Here is a 26,496-nt window from a genome sequence, read left to right on the forward strand (position 1 = left end):
TTGAAAGGCTATGCTAAATTTTAGTTAGTATATTAATCTATGTTATATATTTTTGGGTAGCCTCAAAATGTACAAGGGAATGTTCGTCTATCTGCACCGACGAGTCATTCTTCACACCGCCCGCCAGTAGACTTGATTGCGTCCCGCCTCCTTGGCGGCATAAAGTCCCTGGTCGGCCCGTTTGATGGCGGGTTTTAGAGAGGTTTCTTTAGCACTGACGAGAGTCACACCCAGCGAGGCGGTATACGTCAGACTTTCCGCCTTCATGACCTCCGGGTCGACCTCAACGCGCGATACCTCTACCGACTGACGAAGGCGTCCCGCTACCTGCATGGCTTGCTCACGGCTCGTGTCAGGCAGCAATACGGCAAACTCCTCGCCACCTATTCGGCACAGTACATCGCCGTCGCGCAGCTGAGCGCGTGCAGTGTTAGCGAAGGCCTGTAGTACCTTATCGCCTACATCGTGGCCGTAGGTGTCATTGATGTGCTTAAAGTGATCCAGATCTATGGCGATCAGGCTGAGCGGCGCGCCACTTCGCTGTGCTCGGGCCATTTCCATTGCCGCTTGATCCTCAAAAAAACGACGATTGCCCAGTCCGGTAAGCGGGTCGGTCAATGCCTGCTGCGCCAGACGCGCCTCCAATTGCTTACGCTCGCTCAAATCAAACACGGTGGCGCGGGTATACTGGAAACCGTCTTGGGTTACATGAGCCGTCGCCTGAACCGCCACGGGTAACGTGGTGCCATCAAGCCGTAGTAGCTCACATTCGGCCGAACCTTCCTGCCCTGTCAGTACTTGCTGAAAAAAGTCATCAAAGGCTCCGCGGGTTTCTGGTGTGATGAAATCACGGTAACAACGTTGGTCGGTGATCTCGTCGGCGCGATAGCCCAGCCAGTCGAGTTCAGTACGGTTAATGTTAACAATACGTCCCTGGCTATCCAGTGAGTGGTAGCCACAGGGCGCGTTCTCGTAGAGATCTTGAACCTCGCCTGCATACTGCCGTGCTTCGCGAGAAAATTGCAGGGCACGTTGCCTGAGATGTCGCAAACGATAGTCGCTGAGCACCCAAAAGATGCCAAAAGCGACGGAGAGAAGGTAAACCAGTACGATGGCGATGAGCTGCCCGCGGCTTTCCACCAGTAATCCCGTCAGACTTGGCTTAGACATGACAATTCCAAGCCGCCAAGGCTGTGTATCAGGCTGACTCATGATCATGCCAGCCTGACTACGGTAGTGGTTTGTACGAACGTCATGGGAGCGAAACCATAAGAGATGCTTGTCGAATATCATTTCACCCTGGTTGCGTAAGGCCATCCCTTGCCACACCCCTGGCCAATGGTCAGCCAGAGAGTGATTGAACGGTATGAACCCCTGACCAGCGTCGGATAACAGTCCGGTACCCTGCGCATCCACCAACAGCGCCAGAGCGTGATCGTCCTGCCTTTCTTGGAGGAGAAATGCCGTGACGCGGGACCAGTCCAACGTGAAAAGCAGCACTCCAAGGCGATCTCCACTGTTATCGAACACCGGCGTGGCGATATCGATAACGGTAGTCACCGCTTCACCATTTTTCCCGTTTGCCCCTAAATGGGGGGGAGAGACATACAGATCGCGACGCTGTAATTCCATCGCTTCCTGAAAGACCTTCATTGTGGAGTGATCAACAACCGGAGCGGTGGGGAGCAACGGCATCGTGGTGACAACAAGTTGCTCTCGACCGCTTGCATCGATTAACGCCAGACGCGTGTAGCGGCCGAAGTGCGTCAGGAGTGTGTTGAATAGCTCACCTAGTTGCTCCAAGTCGCGAAGTGGCTCGCTCTCTTTTAGATAAGGTAGCGGGTTTTCGCGATTTTTCAGATACCGCCCTAGAAGCGGGAACTCTGCGGTTGCCAGTACCTGGTTAAAGCTTTCATTCATGTTCTGAAGAAGTATTTCGTATTTGGCCTCCAATAAGGCCTCAGAGGAAGCGTGTGTTCTTTCTAACCGTTTCTCTAAATGGGCGGTGAAGATAGGATAGAGCGTCGCTGTCACGAGAATGATAGGGATGAATCGCCCCGGATATTCTAGACACCCGTTAGGCTCTTAAAGTAACGCCTTTCATACTCAACCGGTGACAAGTTATCACTTGTGCCGTGTCGGCGCTTTGGGTTGTAGAACATTTCAATGTAATTGAACACGTCGCGTCTAGCCGCTTCCCGTGTCGAATAAATCTGTCGCTTGATCCGCTCTCGCTTGAGGAGTTGAAAGAAGCTTTCAGCAACGGCGTTGTCATGACAGTTACCACGTCGGCTCATGCTGCCCACCAGGTGATTAGCTTTCAAAAAGCTTTGCCAGTCTCCACTGCTAAACTGGCTTCCTTGATCCGAATGCACCATCACAGTTCCTTGTGGCTTGCGTCGCCAAACTGCCGACAATAAAGCATCCAGCACTAACTCCGTGGTCATACGTGACTTCATCGACCAGCCAACCACTTGACGAGAAAACAGGTCGATAACCACCGCTAAGTAAAGCCAGCCTTCGTACGTTCGGATGTACGTAATATCCGTCACCCAAGCCATATTTGGCGCTGTTACTTCAAACTGACGGTCTAAATGGTTGGGTGATACGATGGCCGGCTTTCCACCGCCATAGCAGCCAGGGCGTCGTCGATAGCCGGTCTGAGAGCGTAAACCTTCTCTACGCATCAGGCGGGCCACTCGGTGCTTACCGCAGGCTTCGCCAGCCTCACGCAAATCCTGGTAGACCTTGCGATATCCATAAACACCGCCGCTTTCAAGCCACGCATGCTTGATCAATCCCAAGAGGCGCTGATCAACCCGGTCTCGATTAGACAGTGCTTTTTTGCACCATGCGTAGTAGCCGCTAGGGTGCACGGCCATCATGCGGCACAAGCGACGTACCGGATATTGGCCCGCATGCTTTTGAATAAACGCGTACCTCAGTCGGACTCCCTGGCGAAGTACGCGGTGGCCTTTTTTAATATATCTCGCTCTTCTGACACACGTTTTAGTTCAGCCTTCAAACGACGGTTTTCAGCTTGGAGATCATCATCTTCTTGCCGTTGTTCTACCGGCTTATCGTAGCGTTTGATCCAGTGGTACAAGCTGTGGCCTGACACGCCTAAACGCTCAGCGACCTCGGCAACTCGATGGCCACGCTCTACCACCTGTTTAACGGCTTCGATTTTGAATTCTTCAGTGTAACGGGGACGGCTCATGGATCCTCCTAGATACCTTTAGTATAAGGCCTAGAGGTGTCTACGAAACCTGGGGCGATTCAGGACGAGAGTGGCCAAAACTAGGCGGGCCCAGAGCGTTTTGAGCATCAACGGTGGAATCTCATACTAAGTGAGGTACAGACAATATTCCCAACAGCTCGTAATTTGCTGCGATTGAGTTGACGGCAGCTGCCCCCTGATAAGGATCAAGACGCCAGCCGTGAGGGAGTATCGGCTAGAACCTTCCTAACTTCATCATAAAAAAATTAAAGAAATTAATGGGTCGCTGTTGGATAGCTAGTTGGCCGTCGAAAGACACACCTTTTCACCATGAGTTTTTATTATCTGAAAACCTCCAGTGTGGATTCAGCGAACTTTATTGCATCGGCCACAGTTGAACGCCTGTGGGCGCTAAAAACGCCGCCTAGTATTGCTGTGTGCGATCTATTCGCTCATTTTTTGCTATCCCGCGCCAGTGAAGCCCACAGCGCCTTACAGCATCGTTATTTCATCGCGCGAGAATAGGTGTACTCCACGTCGTGACATTAAGAGCAGAGACAGCTTGCCGGACTTAAGTTGCCTAGCGCTTAAAGGGCTGCACAGGAAATCATGCTGCACGCGCTTGGCCGCAACTATGCGGCAACTGTGGCGACTACCAGCGCCTTGTCTTAATGGCTTGCCGAGGGCAGGCCCTAACAAAGGAGGTCAAGTTGGGCATAATTTTGGTTATTTCATGATAAAAAGCCTGCCAAGCGCGCAGCGTAATTCGGTATCCGTCGGCCCTAACGACCAGTTCGTGCCTTATGTACTCAGAATTATCACAGCGAAACATTGCAGGCTTCTCTGGTTCCCGGCACCGCAGTGTTGGCCTTAATTACCAAACTGTATGCCATGGGAGGTGGGGCTAGCGGGCTAGACCCACCCGAGCGGATTCACTTACGTAAGCTGGCAGCCCGACGACTAAGCGTCTGCGACCTCTACGCTATCGTGACCGGTACTTGCAACGGAAACTGAAGGGCCCAAATACCTTTAGGGTCAAGCGGTTTTGCAAAAAGATAGCCCTGACCCGCCAAACAGCCCATTTGTAGTAGATCTTGGTGCTGGGCAGGCGTTTCTATCCCCTCTGCCAAGACCTGAAAGCCTAACTTGCTACCGAGCGTCATGACGGTCTCGACCAGCGCTCGGGCTTTCTTATCTTCTGGGAGCCCGTCCACGAAGCTGCGGTCGATTTTCAACCGGTCCACGGGTAAATCCTTGAGATAGCCCAGCGAGCTGTAGCCCGTGCCGAAATCATCGATCGCTATGTGAATGCCCCTAAGACGCAGGGCGTCCAAGGTCTTAGAGACCGATATATTGGGATCAACCAGGGAGGATTCGGTTAACTCCAATTCCAACCGGGTGGGTGGGAGCCCGGTTTTATTAAGCACTTTATCCACCTGAGCAATCAAACGGTTGCTATTGAGTTGCTGGGAAGAGATGTTGACCGCCATACGACCGAAATCCCAACCATCGGCTAACCACAACTGGGCTTGTAGGCACGCCGCCTCCAGAACCCACTCCCCAAGTTTATGGATTAATCCACACTGTTCGGCCACCGGGATGAAACGAGCGGGTGAGATCCATCCCTCATCCGGGTGGTGCCACCGGGCCAGAGCCTCCAGGCCGAGGCACTGGCCGGTTTGAAGGTCCACCTGGGGCTGGTAATGTAACGTCATCTGACCCCGTTCTAGCGCTCGGGCAAGTTCCGTCCCAAGGTGTATTCGCTCCCGCGCGGCTTCACCCACCTCTTTGGCGAAGAAGGCGAAACGCTGTCCCGCGTCCTTAGCAGAGTACATCGCCCCATCAGCCTGCATGATCAGCGCAGAGGTCGTATGATTCGTTACCCCTCCGATGGCGATACCGATGCTGGCGGTCAGTCGGAACTCCTGCCTCCCGATGACCAAGGGAGCTTCAAGTGCGTCCAGGATTCGCTCGACCAGCGGAGAGATGGCGGAAGGATCGACCAGATCCCGGACAAGCAGAAGCAATTCGTCCCCGCCCCATCGGGCCAGCGTATCATCTTCTTTCAGGAGTCCTTTGATGCGGGAACCCAGCGCCTTCAGGGCTTGATCACCAATGTCGTGCCCGAAACCGTCGTTGAGGGCCTTGAAGTCGTTCAAATCTAACAGGAGCACCGCAAAGGTTTCGCCCGAACGTCGCCCCTGGGACACGGCTTGTTCCAAGCGGTCCTTGAACAGACGACGATTGGGCAAGCCGGTGAGGGGGTCGTGGTTGGCCAGGTATTCCCACTGTTGTTCGGCGTGCTTGATCCGGGAGAGATCGGTTAGAATAGAAACGTAATGGGTAATATTGCCGACTTTATCGGTGATCGTATTGATGGTCTGCCAAGTAGGGAATACCTCCCCGTCCTTGCGCCGACTCCAGATTTCTCCTTGCCAGCGATCTTGCTTCTTTAACTGGGCCCAAAATGGCTCATGCGTATTGCCGCCGGGGGAGTCGAATTGCAGAATGCTGGGTGTACACCCCCGAACCTCGTCCTCTGAATATCCTGTGATCGCGGTAAAGGCCGGGTTCACCGCCGTGATACGCTCCTCAGCATCGGTGATGATCACACCTTCCCCGACCGCCTCGAATGCGGCTCCCCATTCGGCCAGCCGAGTCTCTAGCTCCTTGCGCTCGGAGATGTCCTGAAAGGTGCCGAGCAAGCGAACGGTCTTGCCATTCTGGGTCTCTGGTTGGGCCTGAATGCGAACCCATATGGTCCGGCCCTTTCCGGTTTGGAGCTGAGTGTCAAAATCAGCCGTTACGCCATGATCTATGGCGTGCTGTAGGTTTGTGCGTATCTGCTCGTAGTTCTCGCCTTTATAGAATCTGGGCAGAGCCTCATCTAGAGGTGGCACGGGCTCGGTGGGATCAACTTCGAGAATTTCTCGGGTCACGGAGGTCCATCTTAGCTCCCCAGTGGACATGACAGTTTCCCAGCCCCCCACACGGGCTACTCGGTTGGTGCGCACCAACAGGTCCTTGTTCTCCTTCAAGGCTCGCTCGGCCGCCACCAGACCCGTAATGTCATGGAGATGGACCAGCCAGGCGGGATCGCTCTCCCACTCGCTCTGCACGGCAAAGATCTCCAGAGTCCGGGGCTCCTCGCCGGCGGGTTTGACTTCGATAATATGACCGGTCGAGGAAGGAAGGGGAATGCTCAGGTTCTGGCCAATTAGTTGTTCCTGCGAATCCCCCAGTAACTCGCACGCACGGGGGTTAGCGTAGCGAACGATCCCCTGTCCCTGGATAACTACCAAGCCCTCCCGGGTGTGAGCGAGGACGCATTCAAGTTGCTGTTCGCGCGCCTTGGCTGTTTCGTCCGTCAAGCGCCTATGGCTGATGTCGTGGTGGATCACCAATACGTAAATTCGGTCTTGGTCCTGGAAACGGGTGGCGGTGAGCCGGAACCATCGACGTTCTAAGGGAGAGTGGCAGGAGTACTCCCATTCCAGGGAATGGGAGGCCCCCTTCAGGACGTTTTCCAACTGGTGGGATAGATCGCCAATCTCATCGACGAGGGCACTCTGACATACACCGAGGTAGTTCTCTCCGAGATAAGCATGAGAGGCACCCCCTTTCGCCAGTGCGAACGCTCGCCAAAGAGTGTTAACAGCAAGGATGGTGCCGCTCTCATTGAGGAGGACGGCAGACTCAGGAAGCGCTTCCAGCCAAGGGGGAGCACGCTCAGCGCCAAACGTTGCTGAAGGGGAGGTAGTCATGGGGTCGTCTCATCTACGGGTACGAGTATCGTCGAATTATACTTATCAAAGCGTTATGTCACTATGCTACCCGTTCAAAATCTTAAAGATAATAGCATCTGGTAGCTCCTAACGAATAACGGACTGGCCATCCATCGGTCGGCTGGACATCTTGGGGCAATAATAAGAGGGCTAATCTATTCGGTGCCTGCGCATCTTGGATGATTCCAAAGGTGCTAAGTAGCAGCGTATGCGCACAACTGTGACGCTCGCAAAGAGAGGTGCTGTCGAAGCCTATGTATATGTCCTTCGATGCTGAAGAACCTTGTCATTGCTTGGTAGGATGAAAAGAAAGACAAAGTATCCTTGATGTCGTGACTCACTAAAAGTTGCTTGGATGGCAACCTGCCAGGCTAGGTCGCGAGTGCCGTTGTGCGGGATACCGGATATATCAATTTTCCCTGAAAGGCTGCTATTGGCCGAAACAGGAATGCTCGTGCATAGGTGCTCTCGACCCAAAGTGGTCTTCGCTGAGGCTGGACTAAAAAGATTCTCTTGGTTTCGGTTGGAAGAAAGATTGATGAGGTTACAGCGGATAATAACTACACGCCCCAATGAAATGGGGCGTTTTTTGTTGCTGTTGTAAGAAGTCTCTTACAGCAAAGTCAGCGATCTCTTACATATTGGGTGCAGAAACGCTGCTACTGTGAAGGTGTGACGCCAGGGACGCCGCTTTTTAGCATGACGAATGCGTCACGCCAAGGAAGGTTAAGGGTAAATATGGATACAGGACGGCCATGAACGGCACTCACTATCCATTTGTACCAGAGTCTATCGGTTGCAAGCTGAGTAGCCACTCTATGTCCTCATCATTCACTGCGTAGTAGGATTCTTCAGTCATTGGGTTTTCGAAGCGCTCTGCCGACACATGGTTAAGCACTTGTCCAGTAGAAAGATAAAAGCTAACAGTGCTGGCTAGGTCAGCTTCTTTTTCAGACAGATGCCGGTGGTGCACTGGTCTGATTTCGGCAACTACATAATCATCGACACCATCGGCATTCCGTACGGGTATTGATCTTGACATCACCGTTCCCTCAAACATATTGGGGTTATTAATCTTACTTTATATCCAAGAGCATAGCGCTTGGAAGCACTGGCCGCATCGTACTTTTTCGTGCCAGCGCGCTGTATTGCTTCTGCAAAATATTTAGTTGACTGACCCAGCTTTCAAGTAAGTTGTTAGCTAAACTAAAAGAAGGGAGTTAGACCCGCCAGGGATGGCTCTCTACGCTTTAGCAACCGCCAGTTCTTCCCACTTAGTTGTGTATCTAGGCGTTCGATGTTCGCAACGCAATTCCCATGCGTTGACCTTCCTTGGCATCCCCAGCCGCACCGTATTTTTTCCGTGCTCTCGGTTCAGCTTATCCATCGTCGCCATTAATTTCTCGTTCCTTTCCCGCTTCTCATCACTCAATGGCTCTGCCAGCAGGCCCAACTGTTCATTGTCGTGGTCGCACAGATCCATGAGCATAACGCCGCATTTTTGATACATGATGCCCGGTTTGAATATGCTCTCAAGCCCAGCCATCGCGGCACGGACCAGCTCACGACTGTCATCCGTCGGGTGGGACAGTGGTATCACTAACGATTTGCTATAACTGGGTAGATCCTGGCGGAATCTGTTAGTGCGCACGAACACCATGATAGCCTGGGCAAGGCCCTGCTGCTTACGTAGCTTCTCACCGGCACGTGAAGTGTGCACACGGATCGCTTCGTGAAGGTCGGCTTTATTGTTAGTGAGGCGCCCAAAGCTGCGGCTAACCATGATCTGTTTTTTGGGCTGTGCCATGTCGTCTAGTGATATGCAGTCCTGCCCCCGGAGCTCATAAACGATGCGCTCCATCACAACTGAAAAGTGTTTCCTCAAGTGCTTAGGCGCGGCGTTGCGTAGCTGCCAGGCTGTTTCTATACCGAGGGTTTGCAGTCTCACCGCACTACGGCCAGCGACACCCCATATTTCCGTCACCGGTAGCTGCTCAAGGAAAGCGCGCGTGTCATCGCTGTCTGGCTCCATAATGGCCACGCCGTTAAAGTGCGGCTCCTTTTTAGCGCGGTGGTTGGCGATCTTTGCCAGCGTTTTAGATGTGCTGAGCCCGACGCTAACGGGTATGCCGGTGTCACGACGCACCTGGTGCCGCATGGTCTGGCATCTTTCAGTCAGCGTTTCAGGATCGAAACCTTCAAAACTCAGAAACGATTCATCAATCGAGTAAACGTCGACGTGTGGCGTGTGCTGGCTGAGAACGTCAGTGACCCTTCGAGACATGTCGCCGTACAGCGCGTAGTTGGAGCTCAGCAAGATGCACTGATGGCGTACGTGCGGGTCGATCTGATGCGCTGGCATGCCCATCGCTACGCCAAGCTGCTTTATTTCAGCGGACCTGGCGACAACGCAGCCATCATTATTCGACATCACTCCAACGGGCTTGCCTTCCAGCTTCGGGTTGAACACGCGCTCGCAGCTGACGTAGAAATTATTGCAGTCGACTAGAGCAATCATATCGAGAAGCCAGGTGCCAGCGAGTGGATGTTGTGTGTGACGACGCCCCACACTTGGCACTCTTTACCCTCAAGAGGGATCGGTCGGAACTCTGGGTTCGAGGCGATCAAGTAGGGTCGGTTGCCTATCGTGCCTAACTTTTTACAGGTGAGCTCACCGTCAACGCTCATGATAACGATGTGACCGGTCTTAGGCTCAAGCGAGCGATCGACTATTAATAGGTCGCCGTCATAGATACCGGCGCCTGTCATTGATGCGCCTTTTGCGCGTAAGTAATACGTCGCACTGGGGTGCTGCACCAAATGAGCAACAAGGTCCAGTTCGGCTTCCAGATAGTCATCAGCCGGCGAAGGAAACCCGGTGCGGACTTCACCAGCGGCTAGGGGAAGTTTTAGTGGTGGGGCGGTGGTATCGACACGCCCGAGAACGGTGAGGTGGATGCTCATGCCATCGACTCCTCAGGGTTCCATGTAATCTGCACATGCTCGGCATTGTCATCCATGGTAGTGAGCGTGACGTTCTCGACAGTACCCAGGTCGGAAAGCATGCGCGTCCAATCATCCGCTTCATCTTCAGGCTGGCGTTTTATCTCTACGCAGTGCTTTGACTGTGCACCCGGGCTATTGATTGCCCGCTGCACGCGCTGAACCAACTGCTGATACTTTTTCTCTGACATAAGCGCCTCCTTAAATGCTGGTGATATATACAGTATTTAAGGCAGACGATAAGCGATGACCAGCGTTGACTGCAAGCGCTCATGTGTCAGGGTAGCTGCGAGCCGTAAAATATCGTCTATCATTCAAGGATGTGTGGACGATTTGCGTTATTCCCCCCCCTTGATCGGCTGGCCAAAATGGTTGGCGCTACTGTGCCAGAGCAAATCGTAAAGCCTCGCTACAACGTTGCGCCCGGCACGTGGATAGCTGCTGTGCACCAGATGTCAGAAAACGAGGCACCGATCATTGGCGAGATGTGGTGGGGGTTCAGACCGAGGTGGGCACAAAGCACAGGTAATCAGCCGGTCAACGCGCGAGTTGAGACGCTGGCCACTAATGCCTATTTCAAATCGGCCTTTTCAAAGCATCGGTGTTTGATACCGGCTAACGGCTGGTATGAATGGATTAAAGACTCAAAACCCAAGCAACCGCATTACCTTTGCCGCCAAGATCGTGAGCCAATGTTTTTCGCAGGCATATTCGCTGCGCGTGATGATGGAAGCCTAGGCTGTGCCATTGTCACTGAGCCCGGACGCGGTAGTGCTGCTGAGGTGCATGATCGGATGTCACTGATATTGGATGACGATAGCCTTGAGCATTGGCTAGCGCCTGACATTACTGATCGGGAGACGATCAAGCAGATGGTGCGCCATATCGATGCCAGTCTGATAGAGCACTGGCCTGTGAGCACCAAGGTTAACAAGCCTAGCGAAGGGCAGAGCGAAGAGCTGATTAATCCGGCTTGATGTTAGCTAATCATCGGCAGATCGACTCGCACGGCACACCATCACTATCACCATCTAAGCGACCGTTCCCGCATTGATTCAAGTGGAACATTGCCTCTTCGCATGACGCCATGGCGCCGCAAGTCTTACGAACTGAACAGCTAACGCCGGAGTTGCTTTCCGATCGCAAAGAAAGAGCGGATGTTGTTGGCAGTCGTGCTGGTGTTTGTTGGATGGCTACCTCACCAACATAGGTGTTGGCCGTTCCTTGCGCAGCGGCAATCCTTCGATTGCGCTCCAGCTCCCACTCATCGACCGGATCTTGATGTGCCCATGCTGTAAATAATTGCTGCTGCTGTCGACTGATCTCGATGCCGTAGGTATCTCGCATATACCAATAGGTGCGCGCTATGTCACCGCGGCGGTGGGGCGGTGGCTGGAAGGTCCGTTCTTCAAACGATACCGAGACCTTGCAAGCACCGTATTCATGAACGGGCGTATTGACCATGCCAAATCGCATATTGGACCTATCGCCGTTTACTTCACCAATCGTGGGCACCAAATTATGCAGGTCTGCCTCAGCCATTCGAAACACTGCGTCGTTTCGGCGGCAATTATCGCGGCCAGCATTGGCGCTGCCTGCCGAAATCGTACGCAGGCATCACATGCTCCCACTCAATGCGGCTAGCCCTTTGTGGTTGCTTTCTGATGTCATAGCCACATGCTTCTAAATTGGGTCCAGCCTCAAAGTCGAACTGGCAGCCACAGTAGAAGGAAGTGTCCTGGTCGTAATAAATTTGATCTTCTGCAATTCGCTTTGCCGCGTTAAAGGAAGAGGGCACAGCAGCAATGGAATGGCTAGACACCAGCAGAGCGGCAGCAAATGCGATGAGGTAAGAAATTTTCTTCATATTAGTGGTCCCTTCATGAGAGGAGGGAGACTAATAAAATTTCATCCCGGGTGCGAGTTGATTGGTACTATTAAGTAGGCTTTTGACTAAAGTACGCTTCGCTTCAGCATGATAGATGCTAGTCTCGTAGTGCTGGTAGTAGGCCAGCTATAACAATGAGACGATCTTGAATAAGGTATTGTTAGCTCTAATGCTGGCTGGTATGTTCTTCGGAGCAGGTAACATCTCAGCGTCCACAAATGTTTATAGCGGTGATGTGGTCTCGCACAGCGGTGGTACCGATAAGAATGGTTGCCATCGCGATACCAAGGCCGGTACGCGTCACTGCCACTAGGCAAGATTTTGCAACGCCATAAACGTCGCCTTAGGCATGCCGCACGCGTTGCACTTAACTTTCGTATCGGGTTACTTAGGGTACTGTTATCTTAGGGATGTGCGAAATCCCGATTGTCCTTTAACGACCCAAAGCTGTCTTTTAGAATTCTTGCATATAGGTAAGCCTCTTGCTGATGGTTGGTACTAAGCTAAACGATCACCGATAGTAAATCTGGGGCGGTCTCTGGTTTGGGGTGGACTATGTTTTTTCATGGGTCGCTATGCACGGTTCACCATGAGTGCGTTTTTCTACTGAGAGAATAAATATAAGTATTTCCTAGTATTGAGAATTGATGATGGTGAAAGTACCTTTTGACCACATCTTGAGAAGGCCACTATGACGCTTACTCAATTTTTCACTACACTTGGCCAACCTGCTGTTAGCCATTTCACCACACTCAGGCAGCTAGTTTTAGGCGATACGTGGCTAATTGTTAATAGCCGTATTGCGCTCTGATTTACTCTAGACTTTCCATAGAAATAGATTTCTCCCCGTCGTTTCTGCTCATTCCAGCCGTATATCTCGTAGCAGTTGCTTTCGGTGAACTCAAACTCTTTGATCTCGTGCCCCATTTCTTGGATACGCTCCTCCATTTAAACTTAGCTAATCCACTCTTTACTAAGCGCATAAGTACACTGGGTTCAGACAGCGCAACCTTGCTGCCAGTTAGAAATAGTGCAGTTGTTAAGATTTTGACGATGCGTGCTTGCACGGGAATATCTATTTGATGATAGGTTTTCGTGCCAGACAGGTTTGTCGATGGGGGCATGCATCATCTTCAAAGAAGTAACTTAAGGCAGGTTTAACGAACGGTCTCCAACAAAAACTCTTTCAGGTGCAAAAAGTAAAGCATCGAGGCTTCCTCAATATCTCAGTCCCCACCAAGTATTCAGGTGCCGTTCAGTGGCCCACCGAACAGACTGACGTTTTTTGTGGGATTAAAGTCGATTAACTTCCACTGTGGTTGCAGTGGTCAAACCTATTTCTCCTACATGCTAGCAGGCAACGAGATACACGCATGTTGTCCGTGAAAAAATTGGGCGAATGGGCACTAATGCCCCGACTTTTAACGGAGGTAGCGATGCTTATTTTTGAGCCTGTATTTACAAGTGGTCTAGCGCAGATTTCTTATCTGATCGGTGACAGTAAGGCGGCAGTGGCGGCGGTAATCGACCCTCGTCGAGATATTGAGATCTACCTTCAGATGGCAAAAGAGCAAGGCTTGCGAATTGCCTATGCCATCGAAACGCACATTCATGCGGATTTCGTATCCGGTGCCCAAGCACTGGCGAGCCGCACTGGCGCGCAGATTATTGGTGGCCGCTCAGATGACTACCAGTTTGACCTTCGCCAGGTCAGCGATGGCGAGACATTGGAACTCGGTCAGGTAAGGCTACAGATCATGCATTCGCCGGGCCATACGCCTGAACACATTTCTCTTCAGCTGTTCGATACGCAGCAAGGCAGTGACCCCATCGCATTATTCACTGGCGACACGCTGTTTAACCTGGACGTTGGGCGCCCTGATTTGCTTGGAGAGGGCAGTGAACGAAAGCTGGCTGGTGAGCTATTTCACACGCTCTTTGATCGTTATCTGCCGCTGGGCGACCGGATAGAAATATATCCCTGTCATGGCGCCGGTTCGGCGTGCGGTAAGTCGATTGGTGACAGGCGTCAATCTACGCTTGGCAACGAACGGCTTTTTAATCCTGTTCTGCAGGAACAGGGTAGCGAAGAGGCGTTCATCGACTCGCTGCTTGACGATATGCCAGAACCGCCGCGTCACTATGCGCGCCTGAAGAAGCTGAACGTCGGTCCCATCGCACATTGGGAAAGCCTATCGCTGGCCCTGCCGCTGTCGCCTGAGGACTTTCAAGCACTTGCTGGCAACGTCAACATGCAGGTCGTGGACATCCGCTCGATACTGGCATTTGGGGGTGGCCATGTGCCAGGGGCTATCAACATCGCGTTACGTAACGAGTTTGTCAGTTGGGCGGGATGGATGCTCTATGACTCCCGCCCAATTTTGCTGGTGGGCGAGTCGACAGAAGATGTCCATCAAGCCATTACCCAGCTCTTTCGCATCGGCCTGGATGACATTCGTGGCTACCTGCGCAATGGTATGACGGATTGGCAGAACGGGGCACTACCCCTGAGCAGGTTGCAGGAGTGGACCGTTCACGAGCTCAATGCTCGGCGCGAAGATCCCAATGTTCAGGTGCTTGATGTGCGTAGTTCCAATGAGGTTGCCAGTGGTCGAGTGCCCGGTGCAACGCATCTTTACGTCGCCCATCTTGCCGATCATTTTGACGAATTAGATCCTAACAAGATCATCGTCACCTACTGCGGCTCAGGCTATCGAGCCTCGATTGCCGCCAGCCTTCTGAAGCGAGCCGGTTTTTCTAACGTGGCGAACACGCCAGGGTCTTGGGCGGCCTGGAATACAGCAGGTCTGCCTGTTGAAACGAGCTGAGCAGAACCGGTGCACCGGTACCCCAATGACGCTCAAAATCGCAAAATACGAGTACGTAGGCATCAATACGATAATTTCAATAGACTATTGAATTTAAAGGATAAATATTATGAACAAGTCTTACTGGCGTTTCGTCGCAATGGTCGCTACATCGACAATCATTATGTATGGGGTGATGTATCTGAACACGTACGCTTTTGACCATGTTTTCTGGAGCGAAACAAGAGCATGGATGGCTCTTGTCATGGGGGCTGTGATGGCGGTAGTAATGTTGAGCTTTATGCTCAATATGTATCAGAAAAAAAAGATAAACATCGCCATCTATGCAGGCAGTGCTGTGCTGTTCATTGCTGCGTTATGGATCGTCCGTAGCCAGGTTACCGTAGATGATACCGATTACATGAAAGCAATGATTCCCCACCATTCGATCGCGATCCTGACCAGTGAGCGAGCGAAAATTTCAGATCCGCGTGTCCGTGAGCTGGCAGATGAAATCATTGCTGCACAGCGTCGCGAAATTGAGGAAATGAAATATCTCATAAACGACTTGGAAAAAGCGGACTGATGTTTATTTTTTTATAAAACCGTTCACGTCAAATTTTTATCTTTTCGGTTATCACATTAGCCACTGTTTACCTCACCGGTTGTGGCGATCCAGCTTCGCGTGACCCAGGAGGAATTGTACTGCTCTCAAGTTTTTCGTGCGTCGGTATATCAGCGAAGCTTTAGTGCGGCGCATCGTGTGCGTGTCATAGATTAGCGCATCTATGCCTATTTCGGTGACCCAGGCTTTTACAGTTCGGGCATACTGGTGCGTTGACAAATGCTTTGCGCTATTGATTCGGCTGGGAAACAAGAAGTCTTCGCTCAGGAGCCGAGCAAGCTGTATTCAGTCGATAATAGCGATGCGTGTTTGCTCGGTAATTTCGAACTGGACATGTCGATGTGTCTTTTGCTGCGACACGATCGATCGTGGAAATATGCACGCACCATTGGCTATATCCCGTACTCGTAAATTGACGAGCTCACAGCCCCGTAATTGGCTATCGATGGCTAAATTGAAGAGGGCAAGATCTCTCGTCTTTTTTGCAAGTTCCAGTCGGACACGAATGGCCCAGATGTCTTTAAGTTTCAGTGGTGCTTTCTGTCCAACCAGCTTGCCTTTACTCCAAGGTGTAAAGAAGATTTCAGTCGAAACGTTCATGGCATCTGGATTCAACGCTATGAGCCGCTTTATCACTCCTTTGTTGGTAGCCCGACGAAACAGGTTGCCCATTTGGTTGATGAAGTGGTTCTGACAGTTCAACGGCTCTAAGGAGAATTTAACCAGAAAACCTTAGCCCGTAGTTGGGGCTACTGCCACCGGCCACGGCCTATACCTCCTGCGGTTATGTTAGTTATCGAACAGACAGATCCCTCCAGCGGCCTGAGAATCCACCAAGGTTAGCGCCAACCGCGTTTCCCTATCAGACTCGGAAGGAGCGACTATGTCGACAATCACCACCATTAATCCTGCGACCGAAAAAGAAATTCAGACCTACGACATCATGACTGAAAAGGAAGCAACGGACCGGCTTGAGGCCTGCCATGCAGCGTTTCTGGAATGGCGCAAACTGGGCCATCAGGAACGGGCCCCCTATCTCAAAAAGATCGGCCAAAAATTGCGCGACAATGCCGATGAATTGGCCGACTTGATGACCAGCGAAACCGGCAAGCTTCTGAAAGACGGGCACGTTGAAGTCGAACTCTGTGCGGCGATTTTTGATTACACCACTGAAAACGGACCTGACGTGCTGGCCGATGAGGAGCGTGAGCAGGGGCTCAACGGCAAGCGCGGCGTCGTCAGCTATCAGCCCATTGGTGTCATCTATTCGATTCAGCCCTGGAACTTCCCCATCTATCAGCCGGCGCGCGTACTGGCCGCCAACCTAATGGCAGGCAACGGTTGTGTTTTGAAACACGCCAGCATCTGTACGGGATCTGGCCTGCGACTGCGCGAATTATGCATTGAAGCGGGCCTGCCCGAAGATCTGTTTCAGGTCATCGTGATCGACCACGACACCAGCGATAATCTGATTGCTCACCCTAAAGTCCGTGGTGTCACGCTGACCGGCAGCGACGGGGCCGGGCGACACGTTGGGGCCGTGGCCGCCAAAGCGCTGAAGAAAACCGTGCTCGAACTGGGATCGAACGACGCCTACCTGGTGCTGGAAGATGCCGACATCGAAACGGCGGTGAAATTTTCGGTCATGGGGCGGCTGTACAACAACGGGGAGACCTGTGTTTCCGCAAAGCGCTTCATCGTGACCAACAAGGTCTATGACGCCTTTTTCGATGCTTTTGTGGCTCAAATGAAAGACATCGTCATGGGCGACCCCATGGATGAGAACAGCCAGCTTGGGCCGCTTTCCAGCCAGGATCAGTTTGACACGGTCAAAGGGCAGGTGGATGCCAGCGTTGCCAAGGGTGCAAAAATCCTCTGCGGCGGAGAAGTGCCTGACTGCACCGGTGCCTATTATCCTGCCACGGTGCTAGCAGACCTCACGCCCGGAATGCCCTCCTACGACGATGAAATCTTCGGGCCTGTCGCGTCGATCATCCGCGCCAGGGATGACGAGGACGCCATGCGACTGGCGAATGAAAGCCGCTATGGTCTGGGCGGAGGAATCTTTTCAAAGGACGAGGAACGTGCCGTGAAGCTGGCCCGCGATCACTTTGACACGGGGATGATCCGCATCAACTCGTTCGGGGCCGCTGATCCGAATATGCCCTTCGGCGGGGTCAAGAATTCCGGGTACGGACGTGAACACGGCGGCTTTGGCATGAAGGAATTCGTCAACGTTAAGTCGATTTTCCTGCCGTGATCACAGGCCCGATACTCGACAACCCGCCCATTTCATTCAATATTCAGCATTAAGGATCCCTCTATGAGCATGAACATCCTTGTCGCCGGTGCCACCGGCAAAACGGGCCTGCATCTGGTCCAGTGCCTGATAGATCAGGGCCATAAACCGACTGCGCTTGTTCGCGAAAGCTCTGACACCAGCGCGCTCCCCCAGGGCGTAGACCTGCGCTGTGGTGACCTGGCCGACCTGCAAGCCGGCGTGTGCGACGACATGGACGCGGTGATCTTTGCGGCAGGATCCGGTGGATCCACGGGCCCTGAAATGACCAAAAAGTGGATCGGGACGGCGCCAAACGCCTGATCGATCTGGCGCTTGAATCAGGCGTGAAACGCTTCGTGATGCTCAGCTCGATCGGGGCAGACAAGTCTAACCCCACCGGCGACATAGCCCCTTACCTGAATGCCAAACATGAAGCGGACGAATACCTCAAGGCCTCTGGCATGACCTACTCGATCCTGCGCCCCGTGGCACTGACCAACGACGGGTGTGGCAAGGAGGTGATCCTGGGTGAGGACGTCGACAAATCCGCAAAGGCCTCCCGCGCGGACGTGGCCTATGTGCTGGCGGAGGCCGCCACGACAGGCCGTTACGATGGTCTGGCGCAGAATATGCAGTCCCCCTGACCGTCGTGCAGTCGGCGTAACACCCGGCCCGCAACCTTTAACTCGCAACATTCAATAACTCATGTTTACAGGAGAAGAACCCATGTCAGAAATCAATGGCAAGGTCGTCATCATTACCGGCGCCAGCAGTGGTCTCGGTAAAGCCACCGCCCACCGTCTGGCAAAGGGTGGCGCAAAGCTGGTACTTGCTGCCCGCCGCGAGGATCGCCTTGTTGAGTTGCGCGATGCTATTAAGAAGCAGGGCGGTGATGCCATCTACCAGGTGACCGACGTCACTGACCGCGCTCAGGTCGAGTCGCTTGCTCAGGCGGCGAAGGATGCCTATGGGCGCATCGACGTGTTGGTCAACAACGCAGGTCTGATGCCGCTGTCGCCCCTGGATGAGTTAAAGGTCGACGAGTGGGACAAGATGATCGACGTCAACATCAGGGGTGTGCTCTATGGTATTGCCGCAGTGCTGCCAACCATGCGTGAACAGCATGTCGGCCACATCATCAATCTCTCGTCGGTCGCCGGGCATAAGGTGTTTCCCGCGTCCGCCGTCTACTCCGCAACCAAGTATGCTGTGAAGGCCATTTCAGAAGGCCTTCGCCAGGAAGGCGACGGAGAAATCCGATCCACCAATATCTCGCCGGGGGCCGTGGCGACCGAACTGACCAGTGCCATCAGCGACCCCGATACCGCCAAGGGTGTGGATGAGATGTACGAGATGGCCATTGACGCCGATGCGATTGCGCGGGCAATCACCTACGCCATCGAGCAGCCGGCGGATGTCGATGTCAACGAGATTATTATCCGGCCGACTAAGCAGCCACTCTAATTAGCACCGGCCGGTTGGTGACGTCCAGCTCCCCTTTTTGGCCGTGGCATTCCAGTCGCACGTCATTCATTTTAGAACGCGGGAAGATTATGAACGACTGTCAACCGCCACGCGTCTGGCGGTGGGAAAGCGATCTTCGCTGCTGTCGAGGCCCACGATCTCGAAGTCCCCTCTTGAGCAAGAGTCCGGCATGACTGGTGAGGGTGCTACCACTGGCGCAGGATTGGATATTGGGAATGGTACTCTATGGGTGAAGGGCTGGTTTCACTACATTACCTTTCAGGTCAGTGGGTTAGCTGTATTTTTGGGTACTAGGTTCACTGATTTGGGTCTGAGGCTAATAGGCCATACCAAAACCTGTGTAGGTTAGGTGGTGTCATTCTCGTTAAAATTCTGTTTGCTCGGCCATTTCCAGCGCGTCATCGAATTCAATCCTGAGACGCCTAACCTTGCTTTCATGCTTCGTGTGACCAAGGAGCAGCCGTATAATGCGAAGATTTTTTGTACGACGGGAAATGAGCGTTACTTTGGTTCGTAGTAGCGTGTGCGTAACAATCGCGCACCTTACCGGCAAGTTGCAGCCTCACGCGAATTGCCCGAACGTCTCTGAGTCGAAGTAGCCTTTTTAACCCTTAGCTTACCTTTGTTCCAAGGCTCGTCGTGAGTGATGATGATGGTATCCATGAATGGCCCTCCCCATGTGGAACAATTAGGATGGCTAAAAATGAAGAGTTTTCTCTGAAAACGATAGTATCAATGAGGGTTTGTAGAAGGGCTTGGGCGTATATTCGCAGGTTCTGAAAGACCGCTTTTGGCCGAAAGCTGAAGTGCCCAGCATCTCACTCACCACCTGAGGTGCACAAAACTGTTAAGGTTAAATGCTATTCCGTGACTGCTTACCAAGGATTTGGCATGGCAAATTCCCAACCATCCATTGCGTCAATTCGTTTCTACGAAGATCACGCTCAAGGATTGTTTGTGCAATACCAGTCATTAAATTTTGAACGTGTCCATGGCGAATGGCTGCACCAACTACCAGAACAACCCGGCCTAGCACTCGACGTTGGTGCAGGCAGCGGTCGTGATGCTGAAGCACTTGCCAAGCGTGGCTGGCAAGTGATGGCAGTAGAGCCAGCGGATAAACTAAGATCGTTAGGCCAAGCGCATACCAGTCCTCATGATGTAACCTGGATCGATGACGCACTTCCCGCGCTGGGCCGCGTGCGCCAATTGTCACAGCGCTTTCAACTAATTCTGGTATCAGCGGTTTGGATGCATTTACCCCCTATTGAACAGCAACGTGCCTTGCGGGTGCTTAGCTCACTGCTAGCGCCGGGCGGGCTTTTGGTGATTACCTGTCGTGAAGGTCCGAACGAAGATGAGCGAGAGTTTCAGTCGGTTAAGGTGGCCGAATTAGACAGCTGGGCACAAGACTTGGCATTAGTACCAGTACAAGCAAGCTTTAATGACGATCAACTTGGGCGTAAAGCTGTTGCCTGGCATTTACGTGTTTTTAAATTGCCTGATGATGGCACCGGTGCCCTGCCCACACTTCGCCATATTATCGTCAACGACAGTAAAGCATCTTCTTATAAACTTGGATTACTTCGCACGTTGACACGCTTAGCTGACAGCGCACCAGGAATCGTGATCTCTCGCACAGAAGAGTGGGTTACAGTGCCACTAGCCTGGATTTCTCATAGTACCTCAGCCAGTACCGCACTCAGGCTGTAACACCGCTAAACACCTGCTGGCTCGACTTACATCGGCTATTTTTTAACCACTTTCCGTCTTTCAGACACACTTCCCCCTTTCCCCCATTGCGTCGGGCCGGGGGCGCCCGAGCAGTCAGTTAGGAACCAACCGCCTGACGAGATCGGATAGCGCCGTTTTATAGGGGTAGCTGTCACTCATGAGTACTCGGATTCGACGCGTATTGCGGATGATGACCGCGCCTACTTTGATGAGCTTGAGCCTCAGGTTGCTCGGACTCATGCGCGCGAAGGGCGTGTGCTTCAGGTAAGTCCGTAACCGCTCGAACAGCGTATAAGCGAAGCCCGACAAGATCAGCCGCCATTGATTGGCCCACCAGTGCGTGCTGGAGGTACGGTCAGCGAACAGGCTCAGTTGTTGATCCTTGATCCGGTTCTCCATGTCACCCCGGGCACAGTACTGCTCGTAGTAAAGCTTGAAGCCGTCATCGTAACGGGAACTGATTATAAACCGGGGATTAGAGCCCAACTCGCCTTCTTCTAGACGGGCCACCACCCAGCGTGGGTATTTCCAGGAGTGGGCTTGATACGGGAATCGGAACGTCTCCGCCACTTTTCCTCCTACCTGCCATTGGGTCTTGCGTACCAGCATCATGGGCACATCCACTTCCTTGAGCAGCCGGCTGTTCTTGGCGATTCCCACGATGTAGTCGAAGTGATGCCGATCGCACCAGTTCAGCATCCGGGGACGACAAAAGTGGCTATCACCTCGTAACACGATGCGAGTATCGGGCCAGTATTGACGGATAAAGCGTACCAGTAATGCGAGGATCGCCCAGCTATGGCGGCTGTCGCTGCGGTCACTGGTACGCAGATAGCTCACCAGTAAGTGGCGCCCACAGAAGACATACAGCGGAAAGTAGCAGTGGTGATCGTAATAACGGTTAAAGAACTTGCCGGGTTGCTCGCCATGCACGGGGATGTCGGTGCCATCAAAGTCCAGCACGATCTCCTTTGGTGGTTCGTCATGCTGTTCAATGAAGTGATGCCACAGCAACTCATGGGCCTTCACTATTGCTTGCCAATCGGCGTTCTGCTCCACCCGGCACAGCGTCGACTTGCCTGCCAGCGTATCCTCTTCACCGAGCGCTGTCTGAAGGGCCTGATCATAGCGCAGGGCCTCATGGTCGTTGAAATCTTCATAGCCAGCGGCGACACCGAACACCCGCTGACGAACCAGAGTGTCGAGCTTATGACGAACCTGTTCCGGTGCGCGGGGATCATGAAGCACGGCGGCCAAGCGGCGTGTCAGGCGATGCTGTTTATCGACTTCACGAAGCAGGAGTAATCCGGCGTCCGACGTAATGTGGCCCCCGGAGAAGTCGGCTTCAATTTGGCGGCGTGAGAGTGGCGAGAAGGTCAGCTTTTCAGGTACCATTTTGGAAGCGGCTGTTGGTGTTGGTTTTTGGTGTAAGGCCCTGAAACTTTAACACTTTCAGCCGCTTTCTTTTATACCCTGTGAGAAATCCGGGCTAGGGGCGGTAGGCCTTTTTTGGCTTAAGCTTTACCGCCCCTTGTTAATAGAACATCAATTACGACAAACCCACCGCAATAAAGGTTACGGGTTTGCTAAAGACGACTTTTACCGCCTTAAGCAGGTCTCACCCCACGATTTACGTATTGGATCATCTTTCTACGAACCTCACGCTGCTGCCACGGTCATGCGCGCGATTCGTGATGCTTGCCAGACGATTCTCAAGATGCCTACACACTTCACTACGTGGCCAGGTAGCCAGCGCCCTATATTTGATGGCGATAGCCACAGCCTTCGTATCCGTGAGGAAGCAATTCGCCTTGATAGCGAAACGCTGTCCACTTTTGGGACATGCAGCATTCCAACTCCACTATGGGATTCTATGAGTCGATATGCCTGTTGGCTAGAACCGGCGATAGTGCATGAATGGGTGCAGCTAATTCAGCGATATGAACCCTCCTACGATATCGGCAAACTACATCAAGCCTTACAGTGGCAGGAAAGCCGCCGTGATACACAACAGGTTCGCCAACTGGTGAGTCAGCGCCTGAAAGACCCCACGCCGCTCCCCTGTGTTTGGTCACAAAAAGATTTACACCGTTGGTCTTATGCAGTGGATCATTGCTTTCCTTGGTCGCGTTGGAACAATAACGACCTGTGGAACCTCCTACCTGCGACCAAAAAAGCCAATCAAGCAAAGTCTGATCGCTTACCGTCCGCTGTGGTTATGCAGAATGCCAAGCAAGATATCTTGCACTGGTGGCACTTTTTAGACGATGACAAACTAGTTCGTCAGCAATTTCGTGACGAGGCGACCGTTGCGCTTCCTCTTGCCACCTCATCAGCTACTCTAGAGATGCTGTTTGATAGTGCTCTGCTGCAACGCCAACGATTAAAGGCAAACCAGCAATTAGCGGAGTGGATGGGCATCGCCAAATAATGCTGTGCCCAGCATTGTGCCCTGAAATAGCCGACAGTCATTGAGAAAAAATATGCCTAAGCGTGAGAACTGAGCATGGCGGGCACAAGATGGGCACCATTTGGGCACAAGCAAAAAATAAGGGCCTACGCATTAACGTAAGCCCTTGAAATTATGGCGCGCCCGGCAGGATTTGAACCTGCGACCCTCGGCTTCGGAGGCCGATACTCTATCCAACTGAGCTACGGGCGCTTGTGGGTGCGTATCGTAACCGTGCGGGGCGGCTGTGTCCAGCCGCGAAGCGGTTTTGCGGGCTTGTTCAATTGACCGTTTTCCCTTCTCTAGTGCATGCTTTGGAAGCACTTCTGCACATTAGAAAAATCGGGAACACAATAATATGAAAACATTTGCACGTAGCACGCTGGCACTGGGTATCTCACTGGCGCTGGTAAGCACCGCGAACGCCGCTGACTTTGCTGATATGGACCCCGTTACCCTGCGCCTGGCCCACGTAGTCAACGAGCAGGATGGCTTCCACATTGCCGCCACCAAATTTGAAGAGCTGGTGGAAGAGCGCACCGAAGGCAAGGTGAATATCGAGATTTACCCCAACGCCTCACTAGGTGACGAGCGCACGCTGCTGGAAGGCATGCAGATCGGCACCGTCGATATGGGCGTGATCACCAATGGGCCGGTGGCCAACTTTGTGGAAGAGATGGCGGTCTTTGAACTGCCGTTCCTGTTCCCTTCCCCGGAAGCCGCTTACGAAGTGCTCGATGGCCCGATTGGCCAAGAGCTGCTCGATAAGCTTTCTGAAGTGAACCTGAAAGGCATGGCTTACGCCGAGCGCGGTTTCCGTAACCTGACCAACAGCGAACGGGCGATTAATACCCCGGAAGATTTGGATGGCCTGCGCATCCGCGTGATGGAAAACCCGGTTTACACCGATACCTTCCGCGAGCTGGGTGCCAACGCGATTCCTATGGCGTGGACCGAAGCGCTTACCGCCATGCAGCAAGGCACCATCGACGGTCAGGAAAACCCAGTGAACGTGATCCACTCGTTCAACCTGGATGAAACCCAGAACTACATGACCCTTTCGCGCCATACCTACGCCCCGGCGATTTTTGTGATGGGTATGCCTGTCTGGAACCAACTGCCGGAAAACGCCCAAGAGGTACTGCTAACGGCAGCACAGGAAGCAGCGGAGCATGAGCGCCAGGTGACCGCGGAGATGGAAAGCGAACAACTGCAGGCCCTGCGTGATGCAGGCATGGAGATCAACGATAATCCAGATATGGAAGCCTTCCAAGCCGCCGTCGCGCCAGTCTATGAGAAGTACGGCGAACAGTTCGGTGATTACCTGCCGCGCATCCAGGAGGCGCTCAAGTAAGTGACCACCACGACTCAACCGCTGTTAAAGCTGCTGCGTCGAATCGAGCGCGGGCTGGATGCCATCATCCAGCCCGTGGTCTTTGCGGGCATGGCGGCGCTGATTGGCGTGATTACCCTGCAGATAGTCTCGCGGGTGCTGTTCACTGCGGTAGGCTGGACCGAGGAGGTCGCCCGCTTTCTGCTGGTGTGGATCACTTTTTTGGCTGGCACGCTGGCTTTTCAGCGCGGGCGGCATATTGCCGTGACCTTTGTGGTGGATGCCCTGCCCGGCCGCCTGCGCCAAATCGCACGCATTGCTGCCCTGCTGATTGTGCTGGCGTTTATGATCACGCTTATCGTGATCGGCTACCGCTACATGCAGGTGCAGAGCTTTCAGAAATCCGCTTCGCTGCGGCTGTCGATGACCTATGTCTACGCGGTGATGCCGATCTGCGCGGCTATTATGGCGTGGTATGCGCTGATCGATATCATTGAGCTGCTGATTAACGGCGAAACCATCCATACCCAGGAGGAGCCGCTATGACGCTGCTGCTGTTTGGGCTGTTCTTCCTGTTTATGCTGTTGGGCGTGCCGATTGCCTTTGCAATTGGCGCCAGCACGCTGTTTGCACTGCACCAATCCGGCGTGCCGCTGATGGTGGTGACCCAGCAGATGTTCCAGGGCATCAACTCCTTTGCCTTGGTCGCGATCCCGATGTTTATCCTGGCCGGGGATTTAATGGCCCAGGGCAAGGTGAGCGAAAAGCTGGTCAGCTTTGCCGATTCGTTAGTGGGCTTTATGCGCGGCGGGCTGTCGGTGGTCTCGGTGATGGCGGGCATGTTCTTTGCGGCAATTTCCGGCTCTGGTGCGGCAACGACCGCAGCGGTGGGCTCAAGCCTGGTGCCGGAGCTTAAGCGCAAAGGGTATGACCCGGCATCGGCGGCCAGCTTGATCGCCGCCAGCGGCACCATCGGAGTGGTGATCCCGCCCTCGGTGCCGATGATCATCTACGCGGTTATCGCCCAGCAATCCGTCTCCAAGCTTTTCCTGAACGGCTTTTTGCCGGGGCTGGCGATGGGGCTGGGGTTGATGTCCATTGCGATAGCCCAGGCCTACAAGCGCCAATACCCCAAGGGCACACCGCTCTCGCTAACCACCATCTGGAACACCTTAAAAGATGCCAGCTGGGGGTTGATGACGCCGGTGATTATCCTCGGCGGTATCTTCTCGGGGATATTCACGCCTTCAGAAGCGGCAGTAGTGGCGGTGAACTACGCCATGTTGGTGTCGCTGTTCGTGTACCGTGACCTAACCCTGCCGCAGGTTTATAAGCTACTGATCCGCTCGGCAATGACCACCGCGGTGATTATGCTGGTGATTGCCATGTCGGCGGTGCTGAGCTGGACGCTCTCAAGCTGGCAGGTGCCGGGGGCGATTGCTCAAGCCGTGCTGTCGCTCTCTACCAACCCCTACGTAATTATGCTGCTGATCGTGGGGATTATTCTGCTCACCGGGGTGTTTATCGAAACCGCCAGTGCGCTGATTATTCTCACGCCGGTGCTGCTGCCGCTGGTACTTCAGTTGGGGATTGATCCGATCCACTTTGGTTTGATTATCGTGGTGGGGCTTTCCATCGGCATGATTACCCCGCCGGTGGCGATTAATCTTTACGTAGCGTCCTCGATCACGCAGCTGCCGCTAGAGCGCATTACGCGCGCGATCATTCCTTATCTGCTGGGGCTGATCGGGGTGCTGCTGCTAGTGGTTTACGTGCCGATTATGCTGGGCTGGTCGGGTAATTAACTACGCTCATCTGTACCGGCGTTAACGCATCGGGGCTTGCCATTTGGCAAGCCCCGTTTTTATACCCGTCTACTATCTGCA

The 26,496-nt window shown here is 53.3% G+C and carries 26 protein-coding genes and 1 tRNA gene; 13 read left to right on the forward strand and 14 right to left on the reverse strand.

Annotated features, from left to right (window positions below; translation table 11 throughout):
• Positions 1–111: 111 nt before the first annotated feature.
• The 7 genes from QHL1GM_RS11275 to QHL1GM_RS11320 all read right to left on the reverse strand — a co-directional run bounded on the left by QHL1GM_RS11275 (position 112) and on the right by QHL1GM_RS11320 (position 10,199).
• Positions 112–1,920, reverse strand: coding sequence for a GGDEF domain-containing protein (locus QHL1GM_RS11275; RefSeq protein ID WP_254795296.1), 1,809 nt, complete (start codon positions 1,918–1,920; stop codon positions 112–114).
• A 146-nt stretch (positions 1,921–2,066) separates the two neighbouring features.
• Positions 2,067–3,220 (reverse strand): IS3 family transposase gene (locus QHL1GM_RS11280; protein ID WP_139245614.1). Its coding sequence is split into 2 segments (ribosomal slippage): positions 2,067–2,977 and positions 2,977–3,220, totalling 1,155 coding nucleotides; the frame shifts between segments, so codons are not numbered across the junction.
• 977 nt (positions 3,221–4,197) lie between these two features.
• Positions 4,198–6,984, reverse strand: coding sequence for a bifunctional diguanylate cyclase/phosphodiesterase (locus QHL1GM_RS11295; RefSeq protein ID WP_083571017.1), 2,787 nt, complete (start codon positions 6,982–6,984; stop codon positions 4,198–4,200).
• A gap of 790 nt (positions 6,985–7,774) precedes the next feature.
• Positions 7,775–8,065, reverse strand: coding sequence for a hypothetical protein (locus QHL1GM_RS19355; RefSeq protein WP_175540375.1), 291 nt, complete (start codon positions 8,063–8,065; stop codon positions 7,775–7,777).
• Between the two features lie 183 nt (positions 8,066–8,248).
• On the reverse strand, positions 8,249–9,523 hold the full coding sequence (locus QHL1GM_RS11310; protein WP_071694571.1) for a Y-family DNA polymerase: 1,275 nt from the start codon (positions 9,521–9,523) through the stop codon (positions 8,249–8,251).
• On the reverse strand, positions 9,520–9,969 hold the full coding sequence (locus tag QHL1GM_RS11315; RefSeq protein ID WP_071694572.1) for a LexA family transcriptional regulator: 450 nt from the start codon (positions 9,967–9,969) through the stop codon (positions 9,520–9,522). The genes QHL1GM_RS11310 and QHL1GM_RS11315 overlap by 4 nt, the downstream gene beginning before the upstream one ends.
• Positions 9,966–10,199, reverse strand: a complete 234-nt coding sequence (locus QHL1GM_RS11320; protein WP_071694573.1) for a DUF1654 domain-containing protein — start codon at positions 10,197–10,199, stop codon at positions 9,966–9,968. The genes QHL1GM_RS11315 and QHL1GM_RS11320 overlap by 4 nt, the downstream gene beginning before the upstream one ends.
• A gap of 129 nt (positions 10,200–10,328) precedes the next feature.
• Between QHL1GM_RS11320 and QHL1GM_RS11325 the strand changes: the two genes are divergently transcribed.
• Positions 10,329–10,985, forward strand: coding sequence for an SOS response-associated peptidase (locus QHL1GM_RS11325; protein ID WP_071694574.1), 657 nt, complete (start codon positions 10,329–10,331; stop codon positions 10,983–10,985).
• Between the two features lie 10 nt (positions 10,986–10,995).
• On the opposite strand, the gene QHL1GM_RS19710 is transcribed toward QHL1GM_RS11325, so the two are convergent.
• Both QHL1GM_RS19710 and QHL1GM_RS19715 read right to left on the reverse strand, forming a co-directional pair.
• Positions 10,996–11,550: an endonuclease gene (locus QHL1GM_RS19710; protein ID WP_071694575.1), complete on the reverse strand. Its 555-nt coding sequence runs from the start codon at positions 11,548–11,550 to the stop codon at positions 10,996–10,998.
• 28 nt (positions 11,551–11,578) lie between these two features.
• Positions 11,579–11,875 (reverse strand): hypothetical protein, encoded by a 297-nt coding sequence (locus QHL1GM_RS19715; protein ID WP_071694576.1) that lies wholly within the window; start codon positions 11,873–11,875, stop codon positions 11,579–11,581.
• A gap of 202 nt (positions 11,876–12,077) precedes the next feature.
• On the opposite strand from QHL1GM_RS19715, the gene QHL1GM_RS19920 reads away from it, so the two are divergent.
• A complete protein-coding gene (locus QHL1GM_RS19920) occupies positions 12,078–12,209 on the forward strand; it encodes a YHYH domain-containing protein (RefSeq protein ID WP_139245649.1) in 132 nt (43 codons plus the stop codon).
• Between the two features lie 389 nt (positions 12,210–12,598).
• On the opposite strand, the gene QHL1GM_RS19925 is transcribed toward QHL1GM_RS19920, so the two are convergent.
• Positions 12,599–12,844 carry a PepSY domain-containing protein gene (locus QHL1GM_RS19925; protein WP_071694577.1) on the reverse strand — a complete coding sequence of 82 codons (246 nt, stop codon included), beginning with the start codon at positions 12,842–12,844 and terminating at the stop codon, positions 12,599–12,601.
• A gap of 488 nt (positions 12,845–13,332) precedes the next feature.
• Here QHL1GM_RS19925 and QHL1GM_RS11345 point away from each other — a divergent pair, with 488 nt between their 5' ends.
• Both QHL1GM_RS11345 and QHL1GM_RS11350 read left to right on the forward strand, forming a co-directional pair.
• On the forward strand, positions 13,333–14,724 hold the full coding sequence (locus QHL1GM_RS11345) for a rhodanese-like domain-containing protein (protein WP_071695985.1): 1,392 nt from the start codon (positions 13,333–13,335) through the stop codon (positions 14,722–14,724).
• A gap of 109 nt (positions 14,725–14,833) precedes the next feature.
• On the forward strand, positions 14,834–15,289 hold the full coding sequence (locus QHL1GM_RS11350; protein ID WP_071694578.1) for a DUF305 domain-containing protein: 456 nt from the start codon (positions 14,834–14,836) through the stop codon (positions 15,287–15,289).
• A 72-nt stretch (positions 15,290–15,361) separates the two neighbouring features.
• Here the strand turns inward: QHL1GM_RS11350 and QHL1GM_RS19720 are convergent, their stop codons facing one another.
• Both QHL1GM_RS19720 and QHL1GM_RS19725 read right to left on the reverse strand, forming a co-directional pair.
• Positions 15,362–15,580 carry a tyrosine-type recombinase/integrase gene (locus QHL1GM_RS19720; protein ID WP_302847859.1) on the reverse strand — a complete coding sequence of 73 codons (219 nt, stop codon included), beginning with the start codon at positions 15,578–15,580 and terminating at the stop codon, positions 15,362–15,364.
• A 33-nt stretch (positions 15,581–15,613) separates the two neighbouring features.
• Positions 15,614–16,000, reverse strand: coding sequence for a hypothetical protein (locus QHL1GM_RS19725; RefSeq protein WP_254795299.1), 387 nt, complete (start codon positions 15,998–16,000; stop codon positions 15,614–15,616).
• A gap of 211 nt (positions 16,001–16,211) precedes the next feature.
• Here QHL1GM_RS19725 and QHL1GM_RS11360 point away from each other — a divergent pair, with 211 nt between their 5' ends.
• From QHL1GM_RS11360 to QHL1GM_RS11385, 5 genes are all read left to right on the forward strand, one after another.
• Positions 16,212–17,588: an NAD-dependent succinate-semialdehyde dehydrogenase gene (locus QHL1GM_RS11360; protein ID WP_071694579.1), complete on the forward strand. Its 1,377-nt coding sequence runs from the start codon at positions 16,212–16,214 to the stop codon at positions 17,586–17,588.
• Between the two features lie 63 nt (positions 17,589–17,651).
• Positions 17,652–17,930 (forward strand): NAD(P)H-binding protein, encoded by a 279-nt coding sequence (locus QHL1GM_RS19565; protein ID WP_217648541.1) that lies wholly within the window; start codon positions 17,652–17,654, stop codon positions 17,928–17,930.
• Positions 17,903–18,253 carry an NAD(P)H-binding protein gene (locus tag QHL1GM_RS19570; protein ID WP_217648542.1) on the forward strand — a complete coding sequence of 117 codons (351 nt, stop codon included), beginning with the start codon at positions 17,903–17,905 and terminating at the stop codon, positions 18,251–18,253. Before QHL1GM_RS19565 ends, QHL1GM_RS19570 begins: the two co-directional genes overlap by 28 nt.
• Before the next feature lie 82 nt (positions 18,254–18,335).
• Positions 18,336–19,073: an SDR family oxidoreductase gene (locus QHL1GM_RS11370; protein ID WP_083571018.1), complete on the forward strand. Its 738-nt coding sequence runs from the start codon at positions 18,336–18,338 to the stop codon at positions 19,071–19,073.
• A gap of 912 nt (positions 19,074–19,985) precedes the next feature.
• A complete protein-coding gene (locus tag QHL1GM_RS11385) occupies positions 19,986–20,807 on the forward strand; it encodes a bifunctional 2-polyprenyl-6-hydroxyphenol methylase/3-demethylubiquinol 3-O-methyltransferase UbiG (protein ID WP_254795300.1) in 822 nt (273 codons plus the stop codon).
• Between the two features lie 114 nt (positions 20,808–20,921).
• Here QHL1GM_RS11385 and QHL1GM_RS11390 read toward each other — a convergent pair whose 3' ends face one another.
• Positions 20,922–22,223 (reverse strand): IS1380 family transposase, encoded by a 1,302-nt coding sequence (locus QHL1GM_RS11390; protein WP_071694582.1) that lies wholly within the window; start codon positions 22,221–22,223, stop codon positions 20,922–20,924.
• A gap of 283 nt (positions 22,224–22,506) precedes the next feature.
• On the opposite strand from QHL1GM_RS11390, the gene QHL1GM_RS11395 reads away from it, so the two are divergent.
• Positions 22,507–23,259: an HNH endonuclease domain-containing protein gene (locus QHL1GM_RS11395; RefSeq protein WP_254795301.1), complete on the forward strand. Its 753-nt coding sequence runs from the start codon at positions 22,507–22,509 to the stop codon at positions 23,257–23,259.
• A gap of 154 nt (positions 23,260–23,413) precedes the next feature.
• Here the strand turns inward: QHL1GM_RS11395 and QHL1GM_RS11400 are convergent.
• Positions 23,414–23,490, reverse strand: a tRNA-Arg gene (locus QHL1GM_RS11400).
• Between the two features lie 145 nt (positions 23,491–23,635).
• Here QHL1GM_RS11400 and QHL1GM_RS11405 point away from each other — a divergent pair.
• Genes QHL1GM_RS11405 through QHL1GM_RS11415 form a run of 3 tightly spaced genes read left to right on the forward strand, consistent with a single transcriptional unit; the run spans position 23,636 to position 26,415 of the window.
• Positions 23,636–24,631, forward strand: coding sequence for a TRAP transporter substrate-binding protein (locus QHL1GM_RS11405; protein ID WP_071694583.1), 996 nt, complete (start codon positions 23,636–23,638; stop codon positions 24,629–24,631).
• Positions 24,632–25,156 (forward strand): TRAP transporter small permease, encoded by a 525-nt coding sequence (locus QHL1GM_RS11410; RefSeq protein WP_071694584.1) that lies wholly within the window; start codon positions 24,632–24,634, stop codon positions 25,154–25,156.
• Positions 25,153–26,415 carry a TRAP transporter large permease gene (locus QHL1GM_RS11415; RefSeq protein WP_071694585.1) on the forward strand — a complete coding sequence of 421 codons (1,263 nt, stop codon included), beginning with the start codon at positions 25,153–25,155 and terminating at the stop codon, positions 26,413–26,415. The genes QHL1GM_RS11410 and QHL1GM_RS11415 overlap by 4 nt, the downstream gene beginning before the upstream one ends.
• Positions 26,416–26,496 lie beyond the last annotated feature (81 nt).

The organism is Halomonas sp. QHL1 (assembly GCF_001882345.1).
Classification (GTDB): domain Bacteria; phylum Pseudomonadota; class Gammaproteobacteria; order Pseudomonadales; family Halomonadaceae; genus Vreelandella.